Here is an 18,663-nt window from a genome sequence, read left to right as displayed (position 1 = left end):
AGCGCCAGATGGGAAACAAATCCGGAGTTGGCGACCAAGTCATATCCGTACCTCAAGGGGGCGGATCGCTCAAGGGCATCGGCGACACATTCACGCCCGACGCGCACACAGGCACCGGACACATGTCGGTACCCTTGCAGATACCCCCGGGCAGAAACGGTTTCGAGCCACATCTCGCTCTAAAGTATTCCTCTACGTCAGGCAATGGCATCTTCGGAATCGGGTGGAGTGACTCCACCCCTTGGATCTGCCGTGTGCATGCCAAGGGGATACCGCGCTATGGCTCAAGAGCTCTCAAGCACCTCGCTGGCCCTGACAAGGACATCTTCCAAATGACCGGCGCAGGCGAACTGCTTCCCATCACGAATGGCTCAGACAAAGCAACATATCGGCCACGGATCGAAGAACTTTACGCCGAGATCGAACACGCCGGCGATGGGAAAGGCGCGGACTATTGGATAGTTAGACTTGTAAACGGTCGGACTCAGTACTTTGGCACCCGTCCCGAGGACAGGACGCCCTCGCACTTGGGAAGTTGGCGGGATCCAGGTGTTGTGGCTGAATATTCGAAGACGGACGAACCGAAGATCTTCGCGTGGAGATTGACGCTCGAAACTGACACGTTCGGCAATAGTATTCGATACGAATATTCCGCCTCTGAGCGCGAAGCGCAATCGTACCTTCGCACTGTCCAATACGCAGACTACGCCAATGATGCCTATCGCGTACAACTTCACTACAGCTACGAGACCCGACCCGACCCGTTTTCGGTGTATACACCCGGTTTCGAGGTCCGCACCACGCAGCGCTGTAACGGCATCTACGTGTCTGTGCGCGACGAGTCAGAGCGCCTTCAGACCGTGCGCTCGTACAAATTCCGGTACGCTGACGATGACGCGTCCAACACCGAGCCTTCTTGGGAAGCGCACGGTTCCAGTCCTGACTCGGAAGCCGGCTCTCTGCGTCGGCTCGCGAGCGGGAAGGTGAGAAACGCAGCGTCTCTCCTTTCCGAGATTGCGGCAACCGGGCATCGGGACGGGTCAGATGAGGCTTTGCCCGCCATGCAGTTTGGCTACTCGCCCTTTGCTGAATCGCCCGAGCTATACGTGCTACAGGCCGACGGCCACGGACTTCCGTCCGGGGGGTTCGCTCACCCCGAGATCGAACCGTTCGACCTCGACGGTCGCGGACTTCCTGGGATAGTTCAAATTTCGCGAAATGGGCACAGGTACTGGCGGAATGAAGGTAACGCTCAGTTCGCAGAAGTACGAGACAACGTTCCTGGCCCGGATGTATCCCTTGCTGATGCTTCTGCCCGGTTCGCAGATATGCGAGGGCTTGGCCACGGCGACCTGCTAATTGCATCGGGCGAGTCAGCCGCATATTACGAGACTCGCCTCGGGATTGGGTGGAACGCCGATCAGCCGATTACGTTCAGTAGACCGCCACGCTTTGACGTGGGTGATCCACGTACCCAAGCGTTGGACGCGGACGGCGACGGTTTGATGGATTTTGTGACCACGGAAGACGCCGCATTTGTGTTTCATTACAACCGAGGCGCTGCGGGGTGGATGACGCAGGAAGTTCCTAGGCGATCATCCGAGGTCTTCCCTGACGTGTTCTTCGGCGACGCAACGGGCCAAGCCCGTTTAGCAAACCTCTCGGGCGACGGTCCGCTTGACGTAGCCTACGTCAACTTCTCAGGGGTCGTTGAGTACTGGCCCCACATGGGATACGGCCGCTACGGCGTCAGACAACAGTTCGAGAATAGGTTGAGAGCGGGTGACGACTTCGAACCCAGGCGGCTACTGTTTGCCGATGTCGACGGGGATGGATACGCGGACGCTGTGTATATGTCCCCTGGCTCGATCAGGATCTGGCTTAACAGCTGCGGCAATCGATGGTCGGATCCAATCGACTTCAATAACATCCCGCCGAGCCTCGACCTGGAAACTATGCGAGCCGTCGATTTGCTCGGTAATGGCACGCTGGGACTCCTCTGGTCCGTCAGAGATCCGGGCTCCGGCACGGCAACGTATTATTACCTCGATGTAGCCGGCGGCGTCAAGCCGTATTTGCTTACAGATATCAACAACAACTGCGGACGGAAGACGCATGTCGACTACCGCGTCGCTACGGTCGAATCGTCCGAGAGTGGAATCGCCGTTGCGCCGATTCCATTCCCGGTGCACTGTGTATCGAGGGTGGAAGTGTCAGACCTCGTTTCTGCCACCACGTTGACAAGCACCCTCTCGTATAGGCATGGATACTGGGATGGGAACGAGAGAGAGTTCTGCGGGTTTGGTTTCGTTGAGCAAAAGGATTCCGAGCAGTTCCTCGCTAGTGCATCAGGCGCCAATGAAGGCGAACCGTGGAGTTGGCTGACACAATCGCCCCCCACGGTGGCCAGGACTTGGTTCCATACCGGTCTCATGGGAGGCAAGGCAAAGCCACGGCTGGCAACGTTCCGTTCGGAACAATGGGCAGGAGACCCAAACTTCCTCGACGCCCTGATTGCAACACGCGCAGACGTGCCAACTGCAGACACGGCTCGAGCGCACCGCGGGAAGCTCGCACGATCGGAGTTATGGGAAGCCAAACAACTTGATCGCGCAGGCGGGGTACCGATCACTGTTGTCGAACGATCGTACCGACCGCAAACCATAGGCGGATCTTGCCACGCGCGATTCGCCGCCGAACGAAAGACGGAATGGGAGCAAGGCGACGATCCGCGGACACAGATCACCCTTGCGGAAGATTATGATTCGTTCGGGCAGGCGCGGAAGTGGACCACCATCGGGTGCCCTCACGGTTGGAGACGACCCGACGATGAGTCGCATCGGTCATATATCATTGGCCAGCGCATTCTCAGGTATGCGCAGCCACGCAGAACTGGTGCGCGTATTCGAGATCGCATCGCCACCGAGACGACGTGGAAGCTTGAGGCCAGTATATCCGCGTCATTGCGAAGTATCCTAACTACTCCTGGTATGACGATTAGGACGCTCGTAGGGGAAACGCTCAACTACTACGACTGCGACACTTCGGCGCCTCACGGGGCCGAAGCACGAGAGCACCTGCCACTCGGCGAGGTTGGCCGGTATGGGGCCATCACAATGGTTGAAGACCTGGCCTTGACTGACGAGATCATAAGCATGGCATATGAGTTGCGCCCGGGTACAAACCTGGTACCGCCGTACTTGCTGGAAAACGGCCCTTGGGGGAAGTCATATCCCGACAGTTTTCGGGTCGCCACGCCGGCTCAAGGCGGTTATCGGTACCAGCCCGCAAGCGAGCAATCAACGGGGCGCTACTACAGACGCACCGAAAGGCACTTATACGACTTTCACCGAACGGACGGTCCCTCCCAAGGGCTTGTCCAAGCAACTGCGGACGCACTTGGCCATACGACACGGTTCGAGTATGACCGCTTCGGCGTATTCCTGAAGAGGATTATCGACCCGCTCGGGCTCGAGTCGCACGCAACCTATGACTACACCTCGGGGCAACCGCTGGAGCTCATCGACCCGAACGGAAATCGAACGCTTTTTACCTATACGCCTCTTGGACTAGTCTCGTCGATTGCAGCGTGCGGTCGAGTCGATGAGAATACGGGTGACCCTGCTGATGACCCTGGGACGACCTTCGAATATGGGCTCGAACCGTTTCATTCGGAACACTTCGGCATGCATGTATGTGCCGACTTAGAGCTTGGGAAGGTCCCGAGTGAGATCGCTAGGCTCGTTGAGTGGTCACACCCGCAAGCGTCTGCGCCGGTGATCGATGAACGAAGTGCAGGAACCGCTTGGCTGATCGATTGCGGATCAACGATACTTGAGGTCAAAAGGCACGGCGACTCAGTCCTTGTTCGATCTTCACCCCTATACGTTCATACCACCCGACGGACCGAACACCGCAGACCAACCAGCGTGACCGGTGGCAACACACGGACGGAACAAGTTCGGGAGTATTCGGACGGGTTTGGTCGGATATGCCAGGTGCGGCGCAGCGCTGGAGTCTCTCGGTGGCATTCCGGCGATGGTGAAGAGATTTTCGCGCTTGGGCACGACGATGAACGAGTCGTTGTAAGTGATGTAAAGAGATACGACTCGAAAGGTCAGGTCGTCGAAGTATTCGAACCCTTCTTCGCCGCAGGATGGCAATTTGACCCGACGACAGAAGATGTGGCCTCCGTTAAGCAGCTCTATGATTGCGCCGGGCGACTGACAAGGACTATAAACCCAGATGGCAGCTACAAGTGGCTTGCCCTAGGCCATCCTGGCCAGGACGCCAATCTTCCTGCATCCCCCAGCCCTTGGTCGTGCTCGGAATACGACGAGAACGACACCTCAGGTACGTCCATCAACCCTAGTGGGAACGCCATCCCGCGTCCCTCGGATGAATTGCATGCCCTCGGCGTGACCCAGCATCTTATGACACCAAAGGTGTCGCACTTCGATGCGTTTGGCAGGCTGGTCCGAATCACGGTAGATTTCGGTAGAGATGCCGCGACACGGTTTGGTCACACCGACTTTTCTTACGATTATCGCGGCAACCTGATTGAAAGTACTGACGAACTCCGGCGTCTTGCGAAATCAACCGTCTACGATCTTCTTGATCGACCCCTTTGGTCATGGACCCCCGATGCCGGGTGGACGACGCAGGTCTACGACGCCGCAGGTAACGTGGTGGAAAGGCGCAACTCGGCGGGATCCATTGTCTTGGCCTCGTTCGATGGTGGGAACCGTATCGCAAGACGCTGGAACGCACAGTCAGGCTACGTCAACTCCAACGCGACGCTCCTAGGCGAGTCCTTCACGTATGGAGATGAGGTCTACCTGCACGATCGTTCGTCTGCAGGTATTGGCAAGAACTCCTTGGGCCGCCTCTGGAAGCAACATGATGAAGCAGGCGTGGCGATTTTTTCCTATGACTTCAAAGGCAATATCAGCGACGTGAGCCGGCAGTTCTACTCCGATGAACGAATTTTTCGAGACGAGGTGCACCGCGCAAACTGGGCAGCGACGGACGAGTACACCGATCTAGACCCGCGGGTCTATTCGGAGACGTTGCTGTACGACGCGCAGAATCGTGTGACAAGGCATCAAACGAGGGCATCAGACGACGACCCAGATCACGTTCAGACGGTGATGCCAACGTATAACAGTCGGGGCCTCCTCGAGAGCGTTACGACGTCTGTCGCCGGAGACGCGCCTTCAATCGTGGGAATTCTACTCCGTGAGTACAACGCTCGGGGTCAGACCCTAGTCGAAGAATTCGCGAACGGCTTGGTGCGACGCTACAGGTATGACACGGTGACTGGTCGATTGAAGCGATGCACCACAGGGCGTCCGATAAACTTGGAATCATCAACTGACGCTGGTTCGATTGAAGACCTATATTATCGATACGACCCTGTTGGGAACTTGCTTTCGATCGTTGACTCCAGTTCTGGAGCTGGTGTCCGCGGGAACGTCGAAGGTTTCCGGTTCCACCCAGACAGTCCGGACGTTGCCCGGCGGCTTGCCTCGGGCGATTCCCTTGCCCGACAGTACGGTTACGACGCCGCTTACCGGCTTGTCAGCGCAACTGGCCGACAGCTTTCAGGTGAATCGCGGTTTTCTCGGGACCGACGGCCTACCAACGCGGAACACATGACGAGCATCTACTCGGAACGCTACATCTATGATCCCGCGAGTAACCTGATCTCCCTTATTCACGTTCAGGGTAGTGAACAGTGGAGGCGAGATTACACATTCGGGGCAATGACCCCGGAAGAGTGGACATACGCCTCGCAACATTGGGCTGAGGTAGACGAGAGATGGGAGGGCGCGCCGCCGAACAGAGTGACTTCGATTAGGAATGGCGTCTCGCGAATTGTTGAAACGTTGCGTTACGACGATTCTGGTAATGTCATCGAATCGAACGCGAATGCCCGGTACAGTTGGAATGCCCATGGTCAGTTGGTGGCGTTCCATGTAGCTAGCGGCGCACACTCTGAATCTCTCCAGGCGCGGTATGTCTACGACGCTTCGGGGCGGCGGGTCAAGAAGGTCCTGCGAAAGATGGGGGAGGTGCTCTCCACCGTCTACCCAAACGACTCGTTCGTCGAGGTGTCGAAGTCGCGTGGGTTTGGTGCACCTGAACCGCTTCGTTTCCAAGAGATTTATCTTTGGGATGGAACTGCGCGGGTAGCTTCTCTACGGCACGGACAGACCACCAGTCGGCGGGACAAATTGCCGGCTGTTCGATACTTGATAGCGGACCGATGCGGCAGCGTAACCGCAAGTGTGGACTCGGCGGGAGAACTCCTGTCTCGTAGCGAATTTTCTCCGTTTGGCGATGAAACTCTTGGTTCGGCGGCCTTGGGGCGATATCTGTTTGCAGGAAAGGAACTCGACGAGGAGAGCGGTCTCTACTACTTCGGATTGAGGTACTACGCACCGTCTTTGGCCCGATGGGCGAGCCCGGATCCAGCAGGCAGCCTTGATGGACTGAACTGCTACACCTACTGTCGACAGAACCCCCTTAGGCTTCAGGACAAAACAGGCGGGCTTTCCGGTCTGGAAGTGGGAGCGCTGTTTGTGCCTGGAGTGGGGCAAGTCCTGGCAGCTGTCGCCGTCGCGGGCTTGATCGGATACGGAGTGTATCGAGCCGTGGAGGCCATGAGCCCCCCTAGTCCGAGTGCTTCCGGTGCCCCCGAACCCACTCCCGCTCCGCCTCCGGCGCCCGCACAAAACCCGCCGAGTACACCAGCTCCGGCTCCCCAGCCATCACCCGCACCGACACCAGCTCCGGCTTCCCAGCCATCACCCAATCCCGCTCCGGCACCAAGTCCTACGCCCAATCCAGCGCCGCCGGCGAGCCCGACGTCCTCTCCGCAGGACGCCCCGAAGTCTGCTCCGCCGACTCCTGACAATCCGAGTGCACCCCAGTCTCCTGCTGAAGGTGCCGGGGATCCAGGCTCACTACCAGCGACGGTGGACCCTCGTACTGGAAGTGAAGTGGGCCGCTTCATCGTGGATCCGAAAGGGAACACGATGATTGAACCCAAGGGGGGCAGTACGACTCCATACCCGCCGTCAAATCCAAACAGTCCTGATACTCATACTCGCTACCCAAATGGATCGAACTATCATCGCCACAATCCACAGGGACATCAAAACAATCCAACCCCGCACGGCCATGGGCACTTGCCTGGAACCGGGCCCGGCAAGAAGGGACAAGGTAAATCCATTGACCCGCATGGGAACCCGGTTGATCCGAATAGCAAGGACGCGCACTGGCCCATACGGCGGTGATGTCTCGCAACGCCCGGTTGAGGCGGGATGCGTTCTGAGGCGCGCGTAGCGAGGGGAACGTGGACTGCGGAGCGTGCCAGCTGAGTTCGCTTGGAACACCGGTCTGGCTCCTACTTGCGTCACATCGCCGCCTGCCGGTCACGGTCGAATGCCCGGGAGAAGGTGCCGTGTCGCGCTGCCTAATTGTTGTCTCGCGCGCCTTGTCACCGATTTGGACGATGACTGACGGCGCTCGCAGTCGTACGTTCCTACAATGAGCCGGCTGACAGCGCGGGTGCTACGAGCCATCGTGATCCTGGCCGCGGCGTTCTTCCTAATCTTCTTGCTACTCCTCGTCGAGGCAACCGGCGGTCATGACGGATGGTTGTGCGAGTGGGGTTACGACACCGACGGGGCAGGCACTACGACCAGCGGGTGCGGCTGATCCCCGATGTCGGAAATGGCACGTCATCGGCGGCACCTTCACAGCGGGGCGGGCTCAGCTTCCCCGCGTCTATCCGCCGCGTGGTGGGCGCTTGACGTCCTAACGTCGCGAACCCCGGAAGGTTCTGCGGCTGATCCCTCGAGGATGGCTGGGTACGCCTCCGACATTTAGCAGCCGAGCCGACAAGGTCGCCAGCCTCCACCCGCGTCTCGCGCCACGGTGCATTGGTGTGGCGACGGAGGGTGAAGCAGACAGCGGGCTGGTCCTTTTCTCAAGGGATTGATAGACAGGCTCACAACAGTGTCGAGGGATGGACTCCAGTGATGACTCACCTTCAGTTCCCACCGCCAGTGGATGCACCGGCTTTCGAACGTCTGTTAGCCGAGCTGGCATTTCCTGTTCTGAATGCCGCCGCGGCGGAACTCAACGGGCGCCAAGGACAGAGTCAGCAGGGCGTTGACGTCAGCGTGGCGCTTCATGACGGCCGCTACGTCGGCATTTAATGCAAGTTGACGACCGGCAGTCTCTCCCGCAAGACGGTCGAGGAGGAGGTAGTTAAGGCGCAGAACTACACACCGGCCCTATCACGATTCATAGTCGCCACTACCGCTCGCAGCGACGCCAGACTCCAGGAGGCCGTCCGGGCCCTCCCAAAGCAGCGATTCTCAGTCGATCTTTGGAGCTGGGATCAGATCAACGACTGGTTGAACAGGCACGCGGCCGCTGGGATTTCGTACGCGCAACACGTACTGCTGGGCGCCCCGGGCGACGCCGAACAACGGCATGCGCAGGCTTTACGGGTGGCGCTCGAGCGGCCAGCGCTGCTGCGCCCGGCAGACACCGAACACAACTTCGATGAACAGTTCAAAGCTATACGCGATACATCCGCATTCCTCCGCACTGGCTACCTGTATACCCGTGACGGAAATCTGGTGACCGGAGTGCTTCCATACCGCAGCTACAGCGACGAGTACGTTGCGCTAGCCACACCCATTCTCGGCGCGCTCGATGGGATGGACACTCACTTGCGCAGAAGCATGCGAGACCTGCAGGACTGGAGCTCACTCAAGCACCCGGAAGCTGTGGTACGACTCGACGCCAAGCGCGTGGCCGTCCTGACGGCGGGAAACAAGCTGTTCATGGCTCACGGAATCGACCCCATCCGCATCGGCCTCTGAGGAAGGTCCAACGTTGACTGGCAACGGTTGCGCTCCGCGCCGCCGCGTCATACCGCCGCCTGTCGGGGACGTTCGCTACATCCGCTCGTACCGGCCTGCGGCCCGGCAGGCTGGACACGCCTACTGCAAAGACGTAGGCCTCCTGCTGTCAGCAACGGGCGGCCACCTGGAGCGCGACGTCGGTCACCAGCGTGCGCTGTTGATCGCCATCGACGTCGGCGTAGTTGATAGTCAGACCGCTCATCGACGCGTCGTCCCGGTCACCTGAGCGACGCAGGTGCACCACTAGCGTCACCTCATCGCCCGGCTTGATGACTTCACCGAGCGGACGCAACTCGCCCGTCTGGCCCGGCCAACGCGACAAGGTCGACCACAGCATTCCGTCGTCGTCGTGCAGGGGAGCTTGAAATACCTCTACCACTTTGAACCCCTCAGCGTCTTCAAGGTGCACCTCATCGATTACTACAGGCCTGTCTCCAGAGTTCCGCACCCTGTCCCAACCGTGTGTGTACTCGGTGACTCCAGGACGCAACGGCAGGCACAACTCTCCCGAGTTGGACCACTGCATCAGCTCTGGAGTCGAAACCGCACATCCGACTAGACCACTCAACCCGGCGTAGACGACGCTGGTTACCAGCCCACCGACAGCGCCTGGCGAGCGAACACGGGTTGCCGGCCGGCAGTAACGAGTACGTGAAAGGCGCGAAATCACGCCGCGAACCGTAGAGGCTGTCCGCCCGCCGCGCTGGCAGAACGAGTGTTCTTGCGCGGGCCTGCAGTGCCGTTGGTTAGCCCGACTTGTCGCGGTGACGAAGCGCGACATTGCGCCGCGTACCGTCCGGGGCGCGACATTGCGCCGCGCGTGTCCGGGTAGCGACATTGCGCCGGTTAGCATCGCCACTCATGACGCGTGCAACTAAGAAGATGAACGAACTAGAGCGATGGCAAGTGGACGCATCAATAGCTGTGGCGGGCATTGTGATCGCCGCCCTTGCCGGAGTACTTGGTGCCCTCGGAGGCGCCAAACTCGCCTCCTCGGCCACTGACAGGCAGATCTCAAACGACCAGATTGCGGTACTCCGCCAAGAGCGAGTGACCACCTTCGCAGAGTTTCTCTCGCGACTCGATCGTCGGATCGACCCAAGCCTTGTCCCAGTTGAGGAGACAGACGGTTCTCAGACAGATCTTTGGCGGGAGGAGCGGCGAGCGTATGAAAGCGCCCTCCAGGCGGCTCGGCTCTACGCGTCCCAGGAACAATTGGTGTTGGTCAATGAGTTGGATGGCTTGATCATCGACATCGTCGACTCAAGCGATGAGGTAGAGGCTGAGGCACGTGCCAACTTCTCCGCTTCGAGGGCGGAGCTGTACGAACTGCTACGTAAGGACCTCCAGTTCTCCAGCGATAGCTAGTCCTGGCAGTACGACTGCTAGGCAACTCGCAGATGGCGCCTGCGCCTAGCCCGTTTCGCCGCCCGTCGGTGTCTGACCCTGGTCGCGCGAAGCTAGGTGGTGCCAGCGACGCGATGGCGTATTGCGATTCGCCAGCGAGCACCTCGCCGGTCGAATAGCGTCCCGACATGACGCGGTACGAGTACGACGAGGAAGCCAGTCAGCGGTTTCACATGGACGTCGTTTACGAGATCGACGACCGGCCCACCCCGGTGGCGCGCTGGTTGGACGCGATGCGTCGATTGAATTCGATCAACGACCCTCTCGCCCGACGCATCTTGGCGCTCCACCGGGACTGTGGATCCGGCAGCGGCGCGTGCGACAGCGGCCTCGAGGACGAGCCAATCGCACGCCGAGTCGGCTGGGGTTGCGAGACCACGTCTGTGATCGCTCACCACTTCGGAGTCGACTACCCGGAGGCCCCGCCCGCGCCCGACTGAGCGCGTCATTGCGCCGCGATCTCTCGTGCCCGTACTTGCCAACTCGGCAGACGCCAGTGATCAGGTGCTTCGGCGCGAGCACGCCGCGCATCGTCGGTTCAGGTCGTCTTGGTCATACCATCCGAAGCTGCCGCTCTCAGCCCCGCAGACAGTCCGCCCAATCGATCGACCCTCGGCGTCGGTCTCGATACCGCCGATCAACAGGTGCACCTCGCCGCTCCGCGCGTGCGTGGACCAATCTCCAGACGACATGACGCCAGCCTGTCAGGTTTGTCAACGCACGTGGAGCTGCGGCCAATGCCATACCTAGCCCATTTCGCCGCCTGCCGGCACAGCTGCTTCGGCTAGCGACGGATCAGAAGCGCCCGGAGACGTTCGCCTACGAGCAGGTTCGATGGCTCCGAGTTGTGAAAGCGCGGTTCAAGGTACCGCCCTGAGATTGGGTTCAACTGCAGCCGTGCCGACAGGTCAAACCCCCCTCCTGCGGTCAAACGCCTCACGAGAACTCGGTAACGCCTCGCGCAGTCGATCGAGCAAGAGTTTCGCGAGAGTGGGCGCGGCTGCCACATCTGTCTCTTCAACTTCGCGCCATAGCTCCTCCTGCAAATTCCCTGTGTCCAACCAGGTCTCGACCGAGATCGTCGCCTGCATCCGGACGCGTTTGTCGAAGACTTGAATAGCAACGGCTGCGACGAACGTGAAGCTGTACTGGGGCTGGTGCTCAGCGACAACCATGAGGCCCGTCTCGTACGCCGCTGTTTCGCCAGTACCGGGCGCGCGGCGGCGTTGCCCCTCCGGAACTGCGGTGATGCTTGAGTGGACCTGGACCACGGTTGCTGGCCACTCCACCACCTCGGCCGCGACCAAGTCCACACCCTCGGTTAGCACCGCTGCTACGGGTTGTGCGGCCTCGCGCGCGACCGTGAGAGATGCGTCGGCTTCAAGCTCCGCCGCTCTCAATTCATCGAGTCGCGCAGCTAGGGTGCCCTCGCGACGCGCACTGAAACTCGAGACTGTTTCCGCTACCACGTCAGCATTGGACGTGCTCCCAAGCTCGAATGGGTAGCACCAGAGGCGTCTGTTGTGGAAACGAAGCTGGAAGGTGGGAACTGATGCCAATGGCCCCAAGACTGCCTGCAGCGCAGGGATGCGCTCTGTCGGGAACTCATCTCCCAAGAACACGCCGTTGAGCGCGTCCGCTATGTCGAGATAGAACGGTGAAGGCGATAAGTCGGTGCGAACAAGACGAAATTCTGACTCGTTTGACCAGTCCATATGTTTGCTGAAAAACAACTCTTGGTGGTGAGTCTCGGAGTAACGAAGAGCAGCCGCGTCTGCCCCGAACTCCTGGACTTGAAGCAAGTCGATGCCCTCTGGCCCAGCGCCAAGGCTCACGGTGCGGTACCGCACGTCGCCGCTGAACTGGTGAACGGCGGAACGCTTCGCCGCTTCGAAAGCCGACAACAGCTTCTGACGATCGAAACGAAGACACACCCCGGCATGACGCCGGCCGTAGTGGGCCCATAGCGAGAGGTGGGACCACCCGCGGAGCGCGTCCCTATCAAGCACGGCCTCCGGAAGGTCCCAATCATTTACAAAGCAAGCGACCTTGGAATGCATGCGGATGTACCGATCGATTTCGTCCCACAACTCCATCGTCGCCTCCGGCCTAAATTCGGCTGAGCCCTGCAAGCTTGGGTACAGGGGTTTCGATTCCCACAGGTCGTTCGTGCCGTGGAACGGCGACAGACGGATCGTCCGGGTCGCCAAGATGCCAAGAATGGCCGCGTCCGAGGATGTGTAGTGATACAGGTCGTCCGTCTGCCGTTTCGGGGCGTTGCGCAGTTCCTCTTCGAAGTACGCGGTGTAGTCGGTCGGCATAGGTGCTATGCAACCACCAGGGCTAGCCAACAAGCCCACTACGGCTGGTGGCACGCGGACAACCTGGCTCAGCCGATCACCGTTGATGGAACTCACATCGCGTGCCTCGGTGGCGAGTGTCTCTTCGACACCGCGCGATGTGTGCCCTGCTCGTTGGCCGCGTGCTGCGGGTGGCGCGACCACAACAGACAGCGCGTCCTTCCGCCGCCTGACGGCGTCAGAGTGCGCCGCGACGCCAGCTCGCCACCCCAAGCCGCAACGACCGAGCGGGTCGAGCAGTCCCGAAGGCCGCAAAACCGCGATTCCCAGGACGGCATGCCCAGCCACGCGTACGTTGCGTTGGTGCTCATGGTCTGGTTCTTCGCCGTCGTCGGCGGCATTACGGTCGCCGGGTGGCTCGTGAACTGGATCGCGTGGTTCGCCGGCTACCGCGGTTCCATGCCCACACAGGACCGCTGCTCGCGGTGTGGCCACGATCCACGTCCTACCTCCACCTGAGACGCGAGCTTTCGCCCGATCTCAGCAGCTCAACGCTCAGCCGCTGAACGTCGTGTGCCTCACGCCGCCCACCTCGACAACCGCACAGCCATCAGCCCAGGCTGAGACCATCCGAACAGTCGGTGCGCATCGGAAGCGCTGGCGACCCGCGACATTGCGCCGCGACGGGGTCGCGATGCCATCGCTGGCTGCTCATTCGAAGCCCGCGGTGGCCGCCCATCAGTCGGGATAACGTCCTTCCATGTCGGATCCCACGTCGTCCACGAGCACGCCTACAGATCTCGCGACCAAGGTCAAGCGTCGACTGTCTGAGACTGGCTACCCATTGGAACTTCGAGTAGCGCGCGAAGCACGGCGGCACACGAATCCTGTGTACGTGACCCAGTCAAGGCAGTATGTGGACCCCTTGACCGACAAGCTACGTGAAACCGATGTCGTCGCCTGCTGGACTGCTCAGAGCGGAGACGATTTCCGCTTTGTGTACCTCTCAATTGAGTGCAAATCCAAGCCGCTCCCATGGGTCATCTTCGACGCTGGCGAGGGCCCGACGGACGATGCGAAGAGTCGATGGGAGTGGGCGGTCCGGCACGAGTTCCCTGACCCATGGTCCAACGCCGCCGATCTCTCAGACTACTTCCATCTCAATCGCACTCTGTTCCGGCCCAGCCTCGTCGGCACTGGCGTTGTGGAAGTAGACATGGGCTCCTCGACACCGCGAGACCAGCGCAATGCGGCGTGGGATGCAGTCCAGTCTGCGGTGGCGGCAGCTCATGGGATCACACGAGACATGAACCCCGAGGATCCTCTGCCAGGCACTGAGTGGGCCTCCATACGCATCGCGGTTTTTCCAGTTGTGGTTACCAGCGGAGCGTTGTTTCGCGGATTCCTCACGCCCGAGGGCGAGCTCGCTGTGGAACCGATTGAGCGAGGCGAGGTCTTGGTGCGGAGTTCGACCGATGTCGGCCTCACTAGGTGCCTCATCGTTACCGAGGACGCCCTTCCGGAAGTGCTGGCGCACGCGGCAGAGACTGTTAAGGCCCTGTAGCCCTTGAGAACCGCTGTGACGGTGGAACTCCCCCTGCGTCATAGCGCCGCGATACACCGCCACGAGGAGGGCAGTGCCTCTGGCGACTGCCATGGGGCCGCTTGGCGCACCTTTCCCGCCTAGAACACGCACTCCGGCCGGATCCCGGACCGGCACCCGCATCCGAGTTCAGAACCCCGGCCTCGATGTGGGGCGGGAGGTCGCGTCACTGGCTGTCAGCCCTCGCCCACTTCGAGCACGAGCTTGCCTCGGCTCTCGCCGGCAACGAGTCGGGCGAATGCTGCCGGGGCATCGCGGAGTGGGTACACCTGGTCGATCCGCGGCGTGACGGCACCCTGGGCGACGAGGGCGGTCACCGCCTCGAGGTCGGAACGCGACTGCGGGACGACCAGCACGCCGACTCTCTTGCCCGTGGCACGTCCCACCAGCGGGCCAGCGACCGCGGTGCCCAGCAGGATCCTGGCCAGGCCGCCCACCACCGCGTACCTCCCGCCGCGCCGCAGAGCGCGGTGCACGCGGAACGGTGAGCGGTGGGCTACGAGATCCACGATCAGGTCGAAGGTGTCGCGCTCGTCGGCCCAGTCCTTGGTGGCGTAGTCGATCGTGCGGGTGGCCCCGATCTCGCGCAGGAAGTCGGCTTTGTCGGCTCGGTCGACCGCCGTCACCTCGGCTCCGGCATGCTTGGCCAGCGCGACGACGAACACACCGCCGGCGCCGCCCGCGCCGTTGACCAGAACCCGATCTCCCGGGCGGACATCGACGGTCGCCCTGCGCGCGATACCGCCCGCCTGCGGGATCGTCGAGGCCTCCACGAACGACAGCCCGCCAGGCTTGCGGGCCAACAGCGTGGGTCGCGTGCAAACGAAGTCGGCAAGCCCGCCGCGGTATCCGGCCAGCTCGCCGAACAGCTCGTCTCCCACGACGTACTCCGTGACCGCACTGCCGACCGCGGCGACGATGCCCGCGACGTCGGATCCCGGCACCGGGTGCCGCGGTCGGCGCAGCCCGTTGGACCACCGCGCGTACGCCGGACTCCCCACCAGGTTCTCACGGTCCGAGCCGTTCAAGGAGACCGCACGCACTCGCAGCAGAACCTCGTCGTCGGCCGGGACGGGCTCCGGGAGCTCGCCCAACCGGAGGACGTCCGGATGGCCGTACCTGTCCTGGATGACAGCTCGCATCGCCTGCCGTTCGGCGTCTGAACGCTCGCGTTGGTCGGGTGCCGAGACCGCCCCTGGTCGAACATCCGACCAAGCTCCTTCGGCATCCCCGCGCCGCGGCGGCATCCCTTGGGAGGACGAGCCCCGTCAGCTGATCGCGGCTCGCATCTGCACCGCTTCCATGCCGATGCCGGCGGCCTCAGCGATCTCGAGCACCGGGTACAGGCTGAACTCGAAGAACGGCCCGAACGTCGCCATGTCCTTGGCGACGAGCGAAGGGTCACCGGTCTCGACGACCGCAAAGCCCCCTCGACCGTCGACGCGACCGAGGAACTGCTGGAAGTCCGTTCCCTCGGAGGGCGACCACTTGCTGAATACCTGGAGCCCGCGTGCCTGGGTCTCCTCGCTCGTCGACTGACGCGTCTCCCACATCACTACGTACTTCATGGCTCATCCCTCCGCGGACCGCTGCCGCGTCGGGATGACGCGTGTGCGGCGTCACTTGTCAATCAACTCCTGAACGACGGCGCGGTCAAGGTGTGCGCAGACCGGTCTAGCAGCCCACGACATAGGGACCTTCGGCGACGAACGGCGGCCTCCGGCAGGACCTGCGCCTCTGTCTGGTCGGGCAACCGCAGCGCAGGCTTGAGGTGGAGGCGGGATCCTCCGTGTCCCGGCGTCGGGAGCCGCAGACCCGAACAATTGTTGGGAGGCCACCGTGTCTGCCACGAATCACTACCAGGACTACTGGATCAACCCGCGGATCAAGATCGCCGCCCTGTGGACATCCATGATGTTCGTCTTTGCCTACGTCGACTTGTTCAGCATGTACCGAGCCGACATACGCGCCGACATCGAAGCCGGCAAGATGTTCGCCTTCACGATCGGACAAGGGTTCTTGCTGGGCGTCACGATCTACATCCTCGTTCCCAGCCTGATGCTGTTCCTCAGCCTCGTCCTTACGGCGCGTGTCACACGGCTGGCCAACCTCGTCCTCGCGGCCCTCTACATCGTCACGATCGTGGGTGGCGCCATCGGCGAGTGGAACTACTACATCCTCGGCAGCATCACCGAGGCCGCCTTGCTGGCCGGTGTCATCTACTACGCGTGGACCTGGCCGACGACGACCACGTCGGGCGCCGCTGCACCGGACGATTCGCGGGCTGGCACACGGGTGCCATCGGCGCCGAAGGTCCACCGCTAGCTCGGCACCGCCGCAAGCGGATCGCCAGGAGGTCACGATGAACCCGATCCCGAGTGGCTCGGCGCCAACCGACGCGGTGGCCGTGGGCCTTGTGCGCCCGATCAGGGGCATCTCTCGTACGACAGGGCTGCTGCTGATCCTCGCCACCACGGCTGTCGTCATCGCGGACGTCGTTGAGCCCGATTTTGCCGCCATGGCCCAGCATCCCGACTGGTTGGCGGCCTCGGTGCTCCTGCGCATCGTCGCGGCCGGTGCCAGCGTCGGCGTAGCGATCACCTTGTATCCACTTCTGCGCAGCATCGACCAGCTGCTGGCGGCCGGTTCTCTCGTCTTCCGGACCATGGAAGCCGTGATGTACCTGGTCGGTGTCGTCGTCCTTCTCTCGCTGTTGCCACTGAGTGAGCAGGCCGCTTCTGCAACGGCAGGACGGGCGGTGACGGTCCGGGCGACGTTCGACGCGTTGACGACGGTGCGACACAGCGCCGGTCTGATCGCGGTCTTCGCATTCATCGCGGGGGCGCTCATGTACTACTGGGTGTTCTACAGGGCCGAGCTCGTGCCGCGCTGGCTGTCGCTCTGGGGACTCGTTGCCGTGCTCATGCTGCTCGTCGCATGCCTTCTGTCCCTCTTCAGGAGCACACCGGTCTCGGACTACGTGCTCCTCGCCGCGCCGATCTTCCTGCAGGAGATCGTGCTCGCCGGGTGGCTGCTGGCGAGGGGGTTCAACGCGCCGCATGACGGCGCCTATGCGCGCGTCAGCACGCGGTCGACTCCGGGCATCCACTAGCGCCTCAGGCAGCGGAGCAAGGGGCCGTGTGATGTGGTCGCGAAGCATCTGGGGTCTGTCGATCGCCGGTGCCGTGGCGTTCTGGGTGACCAACCTGGCGATCTCCCTGACGCCACTGGCTGCCGACTACAGGGATGCGCTCTCGATTCCGTACGCCCCGATGCTGATCGAGGCAGCGGTGGGGGGCACCCTCGCCGGCCTCTCCGTGAGCTGGATCCTCCTCAGGTTCCCTCACCGCGTTCCGGGTCGCGGGCCGGTGACGAAGGCACTCCTCGTGTGCCTCCTGGCAGTCGTGGTGGTCACGGTCTTGGTCGAGGTCCCGGGCAAGCTGCTGGGATCGACTGACAGGCCGTTTCACTACCTGCTCGTCGCCACCGGGATCAACGTGCTGAGGTTCTCGGCCCTCGGGCTGTCCATCGGGCTCCTGTGCCTCCACGCCGCCGGTCGTGTCCGTAGGCGCACCAGTGGCGCCGGCTCGAGCTGAGGGGCGCGGTCGCCAGGTCGTGTCGAACCGCCGCGTCCGACCCGGGTCAGCGGACGTCGGCGTACCAGGTGTCCTGGATGCTCTGGCGCATCAGGGCCCGCTGCATGGCCTGGATGGCGATGCCGCCGAGGGCGAGCACCAGGAAGAGCAGGGACCAGCCGAAGCTGTCCGAGACGCGGTCGACGAAGTCGCCCCGGCTGAAGTCGGCGGAGTTCAGCGAGCCCACCATCAGCATCAGGCCGCCCGTCACGCCGACAGCGCCGGCGATGGAACCGATGATGACCAGCACCATCATCGGCACGTTCGTGAACACCGCCAGCACCCCGAGGACGAGGCCGACGGCCATGCCCATCAGGACGGCCACCCAGTTCCAGTCGATCCCCAGGGCGACGATGAGGCCCGACCCGATCGCGAAGCCGGCCGCGCCCATCGCGAGCACGACGGCGACGTAGTAGTAGAGGTAGGCCAGGATCGCGAAGACCAGGGCGAGGACGAAGCCGAGCACCCAGCCGAGCACGGTGCCGAGGAAGCGCTCGTCGGCGAAGCTTGCGACGAGGCCGGCGCCGGCGGCGAAGCCGGCGAAGAAGCCCCAGATGGGGATCATGAGTCGCAGCACGGCCTGGCCGGCGACGAGCATGGCGCCTCCCGCGACGATCGCGAGGACGCCCAGGATGATGTCCGCCATGCCCGCAATGTAGGGCTCGGGAAGCGAGCCAGCAACGGATGGCTAGAGCAGTCTGTCCGAGGTGTCGCGGAATGCCGGGTTTGCGCGCCACACTGGGGAGATCGCGGTCCGGGGACGGAGGGTCGAT

At 62.1% G+C, this 18,663-nt stretch carries 13 protein-coding genes; 8 read left to right on the top strand and 5 right to left on the bottom strand.

Going from position 1 to position 18,663, the window contains the following annotated elements; translation table 11 throughout:
- Window positions 1–8: 8 nt before the first annotated feature.
- Window positions 9–7,301, top strand: a complete 7,293-nt coding sequence (locus Q1B24_RS09570) for a SpvB/TcaC N-terminal domain-containing protein (RefSeq protein ID WP_299926908.1) — start codon at window positions 9–11, stop codon at window positions 7,299–7,301.
- 933 nt (window positions 7,302–8,234) lie between these two features.
- Window positions 8,235–8,903, top strand: a complete 669-nt coding sequence (locus tag Q1B24_RS09565) for a hypothetical protein (protein WP_299926905.1) — start codon at window positions 8,235–8,237, stop codon at window positions 8,901–8,903.
- Window positions 8,904–9,051: 148 nt separating this feature from the next.
- On the opposite strand, the gene Q1B24_RS09560 is transcribed toward Q1B24_RS09565, so the two are convergent.
- Window positions 9,052–9,354, bottom strand: coding sequence for a hypothetical protein (locus tag Q1B24_RS09560; protein ID WP_299926902.1), 303 nt, complete (start codon window positions 9,352–9,354; stop codon window positions 9,052–9,054).
- A gap of 452 nt (window positions 9,355–9,806) precedes the next feature.
- On the opposite strand from Q1B24_RS09560, the gene Q1B24_RS09555 reads away from it, so the two are divergent.
- Window positions 9,807–10,313 (top strand): hypothetical protein, encoded by a 507-nt coding sequence (locus tag Q1B24_RS09555; protein WP_299926899.1) that lies wholly within the window; start codon window positions 9,807–9,809, stop codon window positions 10,311–10,313.
- A gap of 167 nt (window positions 10,314–10,480) precedes the next feature.
- On the top strand, window positions 10,481–10,792 hold the full coding sequence (locus Q1B24_RS09550) for a hypothetical protein (RefSeq protein ID WP_299926894.1): 312 nt from the start codon (window positions 10,481–10,483) through the stop codon (window positions 10,790–10,792).
- A 468-nt stretch (window positions 10,793–11,260) separates the two neighbouring features.
- Here the strand turns inward: Q1B24_RS09550 and Q1B24_RS09545 are convergent, their stop codons facing one another.
- Window positions 11,261–12,673, bottom strand: a complete 1,413-nt coding sequence (locus Q1B24_RS09545; protein WP_299926891.1) for a DUF2971 domain-containing protein — start codon at window positions 12,671–12,673, stop codon at window positions 11,261–11,263.
- A 739-nt stretch (window positions 12,674–13,412) separates the two neighbouring features.
- Between Q1B24_RS09545 and Q1B24_RS09540 the strand changes: the two genes are divergently transcribed.
- A complete protein-coding gene (locus tag Q1B24_RS09540; protein WP_299926888.1) occupies window positions 13,413–14,216 on the top strand; it encodes a hypothetical protein in 804 nt (267 codons plus the stop codon).
- A gap of 215 nt (window positions 14,217–14,431) precedes the next feature.
- Here the strand turns inward: Q1B24_RS09540 and Q1B24_RS09535 are convergent, their stop codons facing one another.
- Together Q1B24_RS09535 and Q1B24_RS09530 are read right to left on the bottom strand one after the other, a co-directional pair.
- Window positions 14,432–15,397 (bottom strand): NAD(P)-dependent alcohol dehydrogenase, encoded by a 966-nt coding sequence (locus Q1B24_RS09535; RefSeq protein WP_299927212.1) that lies wholly within the window; start codon window positions 15,395–15,397, stop codon window positions 14,432–14,434.
- A gap of 126 nt (window positions 15,398–15,523) precedes the next feature.
- Window positions 15,524–15,823, bottom strand: coding sequence for a DUF3303 family protein (locus Q1B24_RS09530; RefSeq protein ID WP_299926885.1), 300 nt, complete (start codon window positions 15,821–15,823; stop codon window positions 15,524–15,526).
- A gap of 271 nt (window positions 15,824–16,094) precedes the next feature.
- Here Q1B24_RS09530 and Q1B24_RS09525 point away from each other — a divergent pair, with 271 nt between their 5' ends.
- The 3 genes from Q1B24_RS09525 to Q1B24_RS09515 are packed head-to-tail and all read left to right on the top strand — an operon-like array spanning window position 16,095 to window position 17,851.
- The gene (locus Q1B24_RS09525; RefSeq protein ID WP_299926882.1) at window positions 16,095–16,580 is read left to right on the top strand and encodes a DUF6326 family protein; all 486 of its coding nucleotides are present in this window, start codon (window positions 16,095–16,097) and stop codon (window positions 16,578–16,580) included.
- A gap of 37 nt (window positions 16,581–16,617) precedes the next feature.
- Window positions 16,618–17,367 carry a DUF4386 domain-containing protein gene (locus tag Q1B24_RS09520; RefSeq protein WP_299926879.1) on the top strand — a complete coding sequence of 250 codons (750 nt, stop codon included), beginning with the start codon at window positions 16,618–16,620 and terminating at the stop codon, window positions 17,365–17,367.
- Between the two features lie 31 nt (window positions 17,368–17,398).
- Complete coding sequence (locus Q1B24_RS09515) at window positions 17,399–17,851, top strand: hypothetical protein (protein ID WP_299926876.1); 453 nt, start codon at window positions 17,399–17,401, stop codon at window positions 17,849–17,851.
- Window positions 17,852–17,897: 46 nt separating this feature from the next.
- Here the strand turns inward: Q1B24_RS09515 and Q1B24_RS09510 are convergent, their stop codons facing one another.
- The gene (locus Q1B24_RS09510; RefSeq protein ID WP_299926873.1) at window positions 17,898–18,536 is read right to left on the bottom strand and encodes a hypothetical protein; all 639 of its coding nucleotides are present in this window, start codon (window positions 18,534–18,536) and stop codon (window positions 17,898–17,900) included.
- Window positions 18,537–18,663: the final 127 nt, after the last annotated feature.

Source organism: uncultured Nocardioides sp., from assembly GCF_947488025.1.
In the GTDB taxonomy this organism is placed as follows: Bacteria; Actinomycetota; Actinomycetes; order Propionibacteriales; family Nocardioidaceae; genus Nocardioides.
Note: the sequence above shows the minus strand (reverse complement) of the source record. Positions and strands in the feature narration are given on the sequence as shown.

Excerpts from the sequence above, each read along its gene's own strand:
- Q1B24_RS09570 (WP_299926908.1), top strand. The coding sequence starts at position 9 with ATGGGAAACAAATCCGGAGTTGGCGACCAAGTCATATCCGTACCTCAA.
- Q1B24_RS09555 (WP_299926899.1), top strand. The coding sequence starts at position 9,807 with ATGACGCGTGCAACTAAGAAGATGAACGAACTAGAGCGATGGCAAGTG.
- Q1B24_RS09550 (WP_299926894.1), top strand. The coding sequence starts at position 10,481 with ATGACGCGGTACGAGTACGACGAGGAAGCCAGTCAGCGGTTTCACATG.
- Q1B24_RS09545 (WP_299926891.1), bottom strand. The coding sequence starts at position 12,673 with ATGCCGACCGACTACACCGCGTACTTCGAAGAGGAACTGCGCAACGCC.
- Q1B24_RS09540 (WP_299926888.1), top strand. The coding sequence starts at position 13,413 with ATGTCGGATCCCACGTCGTCCACGAGCACGCCTACAGATCTCGCGACC.
- Q1B24_RS09535 (WP_299927212.1), bottom strand. The coding sequence starts at position 15,397 with ATGCGAGCTGTCATCCAGGACAGGTACGGCCATCCGGACGTCCTCCGG.
- Q1B24_RS09530 (WP_299926885.1), bottom strand. The coding sequence starts at position 15,823 with ATGAAGTACGTAGTGATGTGGGAGACGCGTCAGTCGACGAGCGAGGAG.
- Q1B24_RS09520 (WP_299926879.1), top strand. The coding sequence starts at position 16,618 with ATGAACCCGATCCCGAGTGGCTCGGCGCCAACCGACGCGGTGGCCGTG.
- Q1B24_RS09515 (WP_299926876.1), top strand. The coding sequence starts at position 17,399 with ATGTGGTCGCGAAGCATCTGGGGTCTGTCGATCGCCGGTGCCGTGGCG.
- Q1B24_RS09510 (WP_299926873.1), bottom strand. The coding sequence starts at position 18,536 with ATGGCGGACATCATCCTGGGCGTCCTCGCGATCGTCGCGGGAGGCGCC.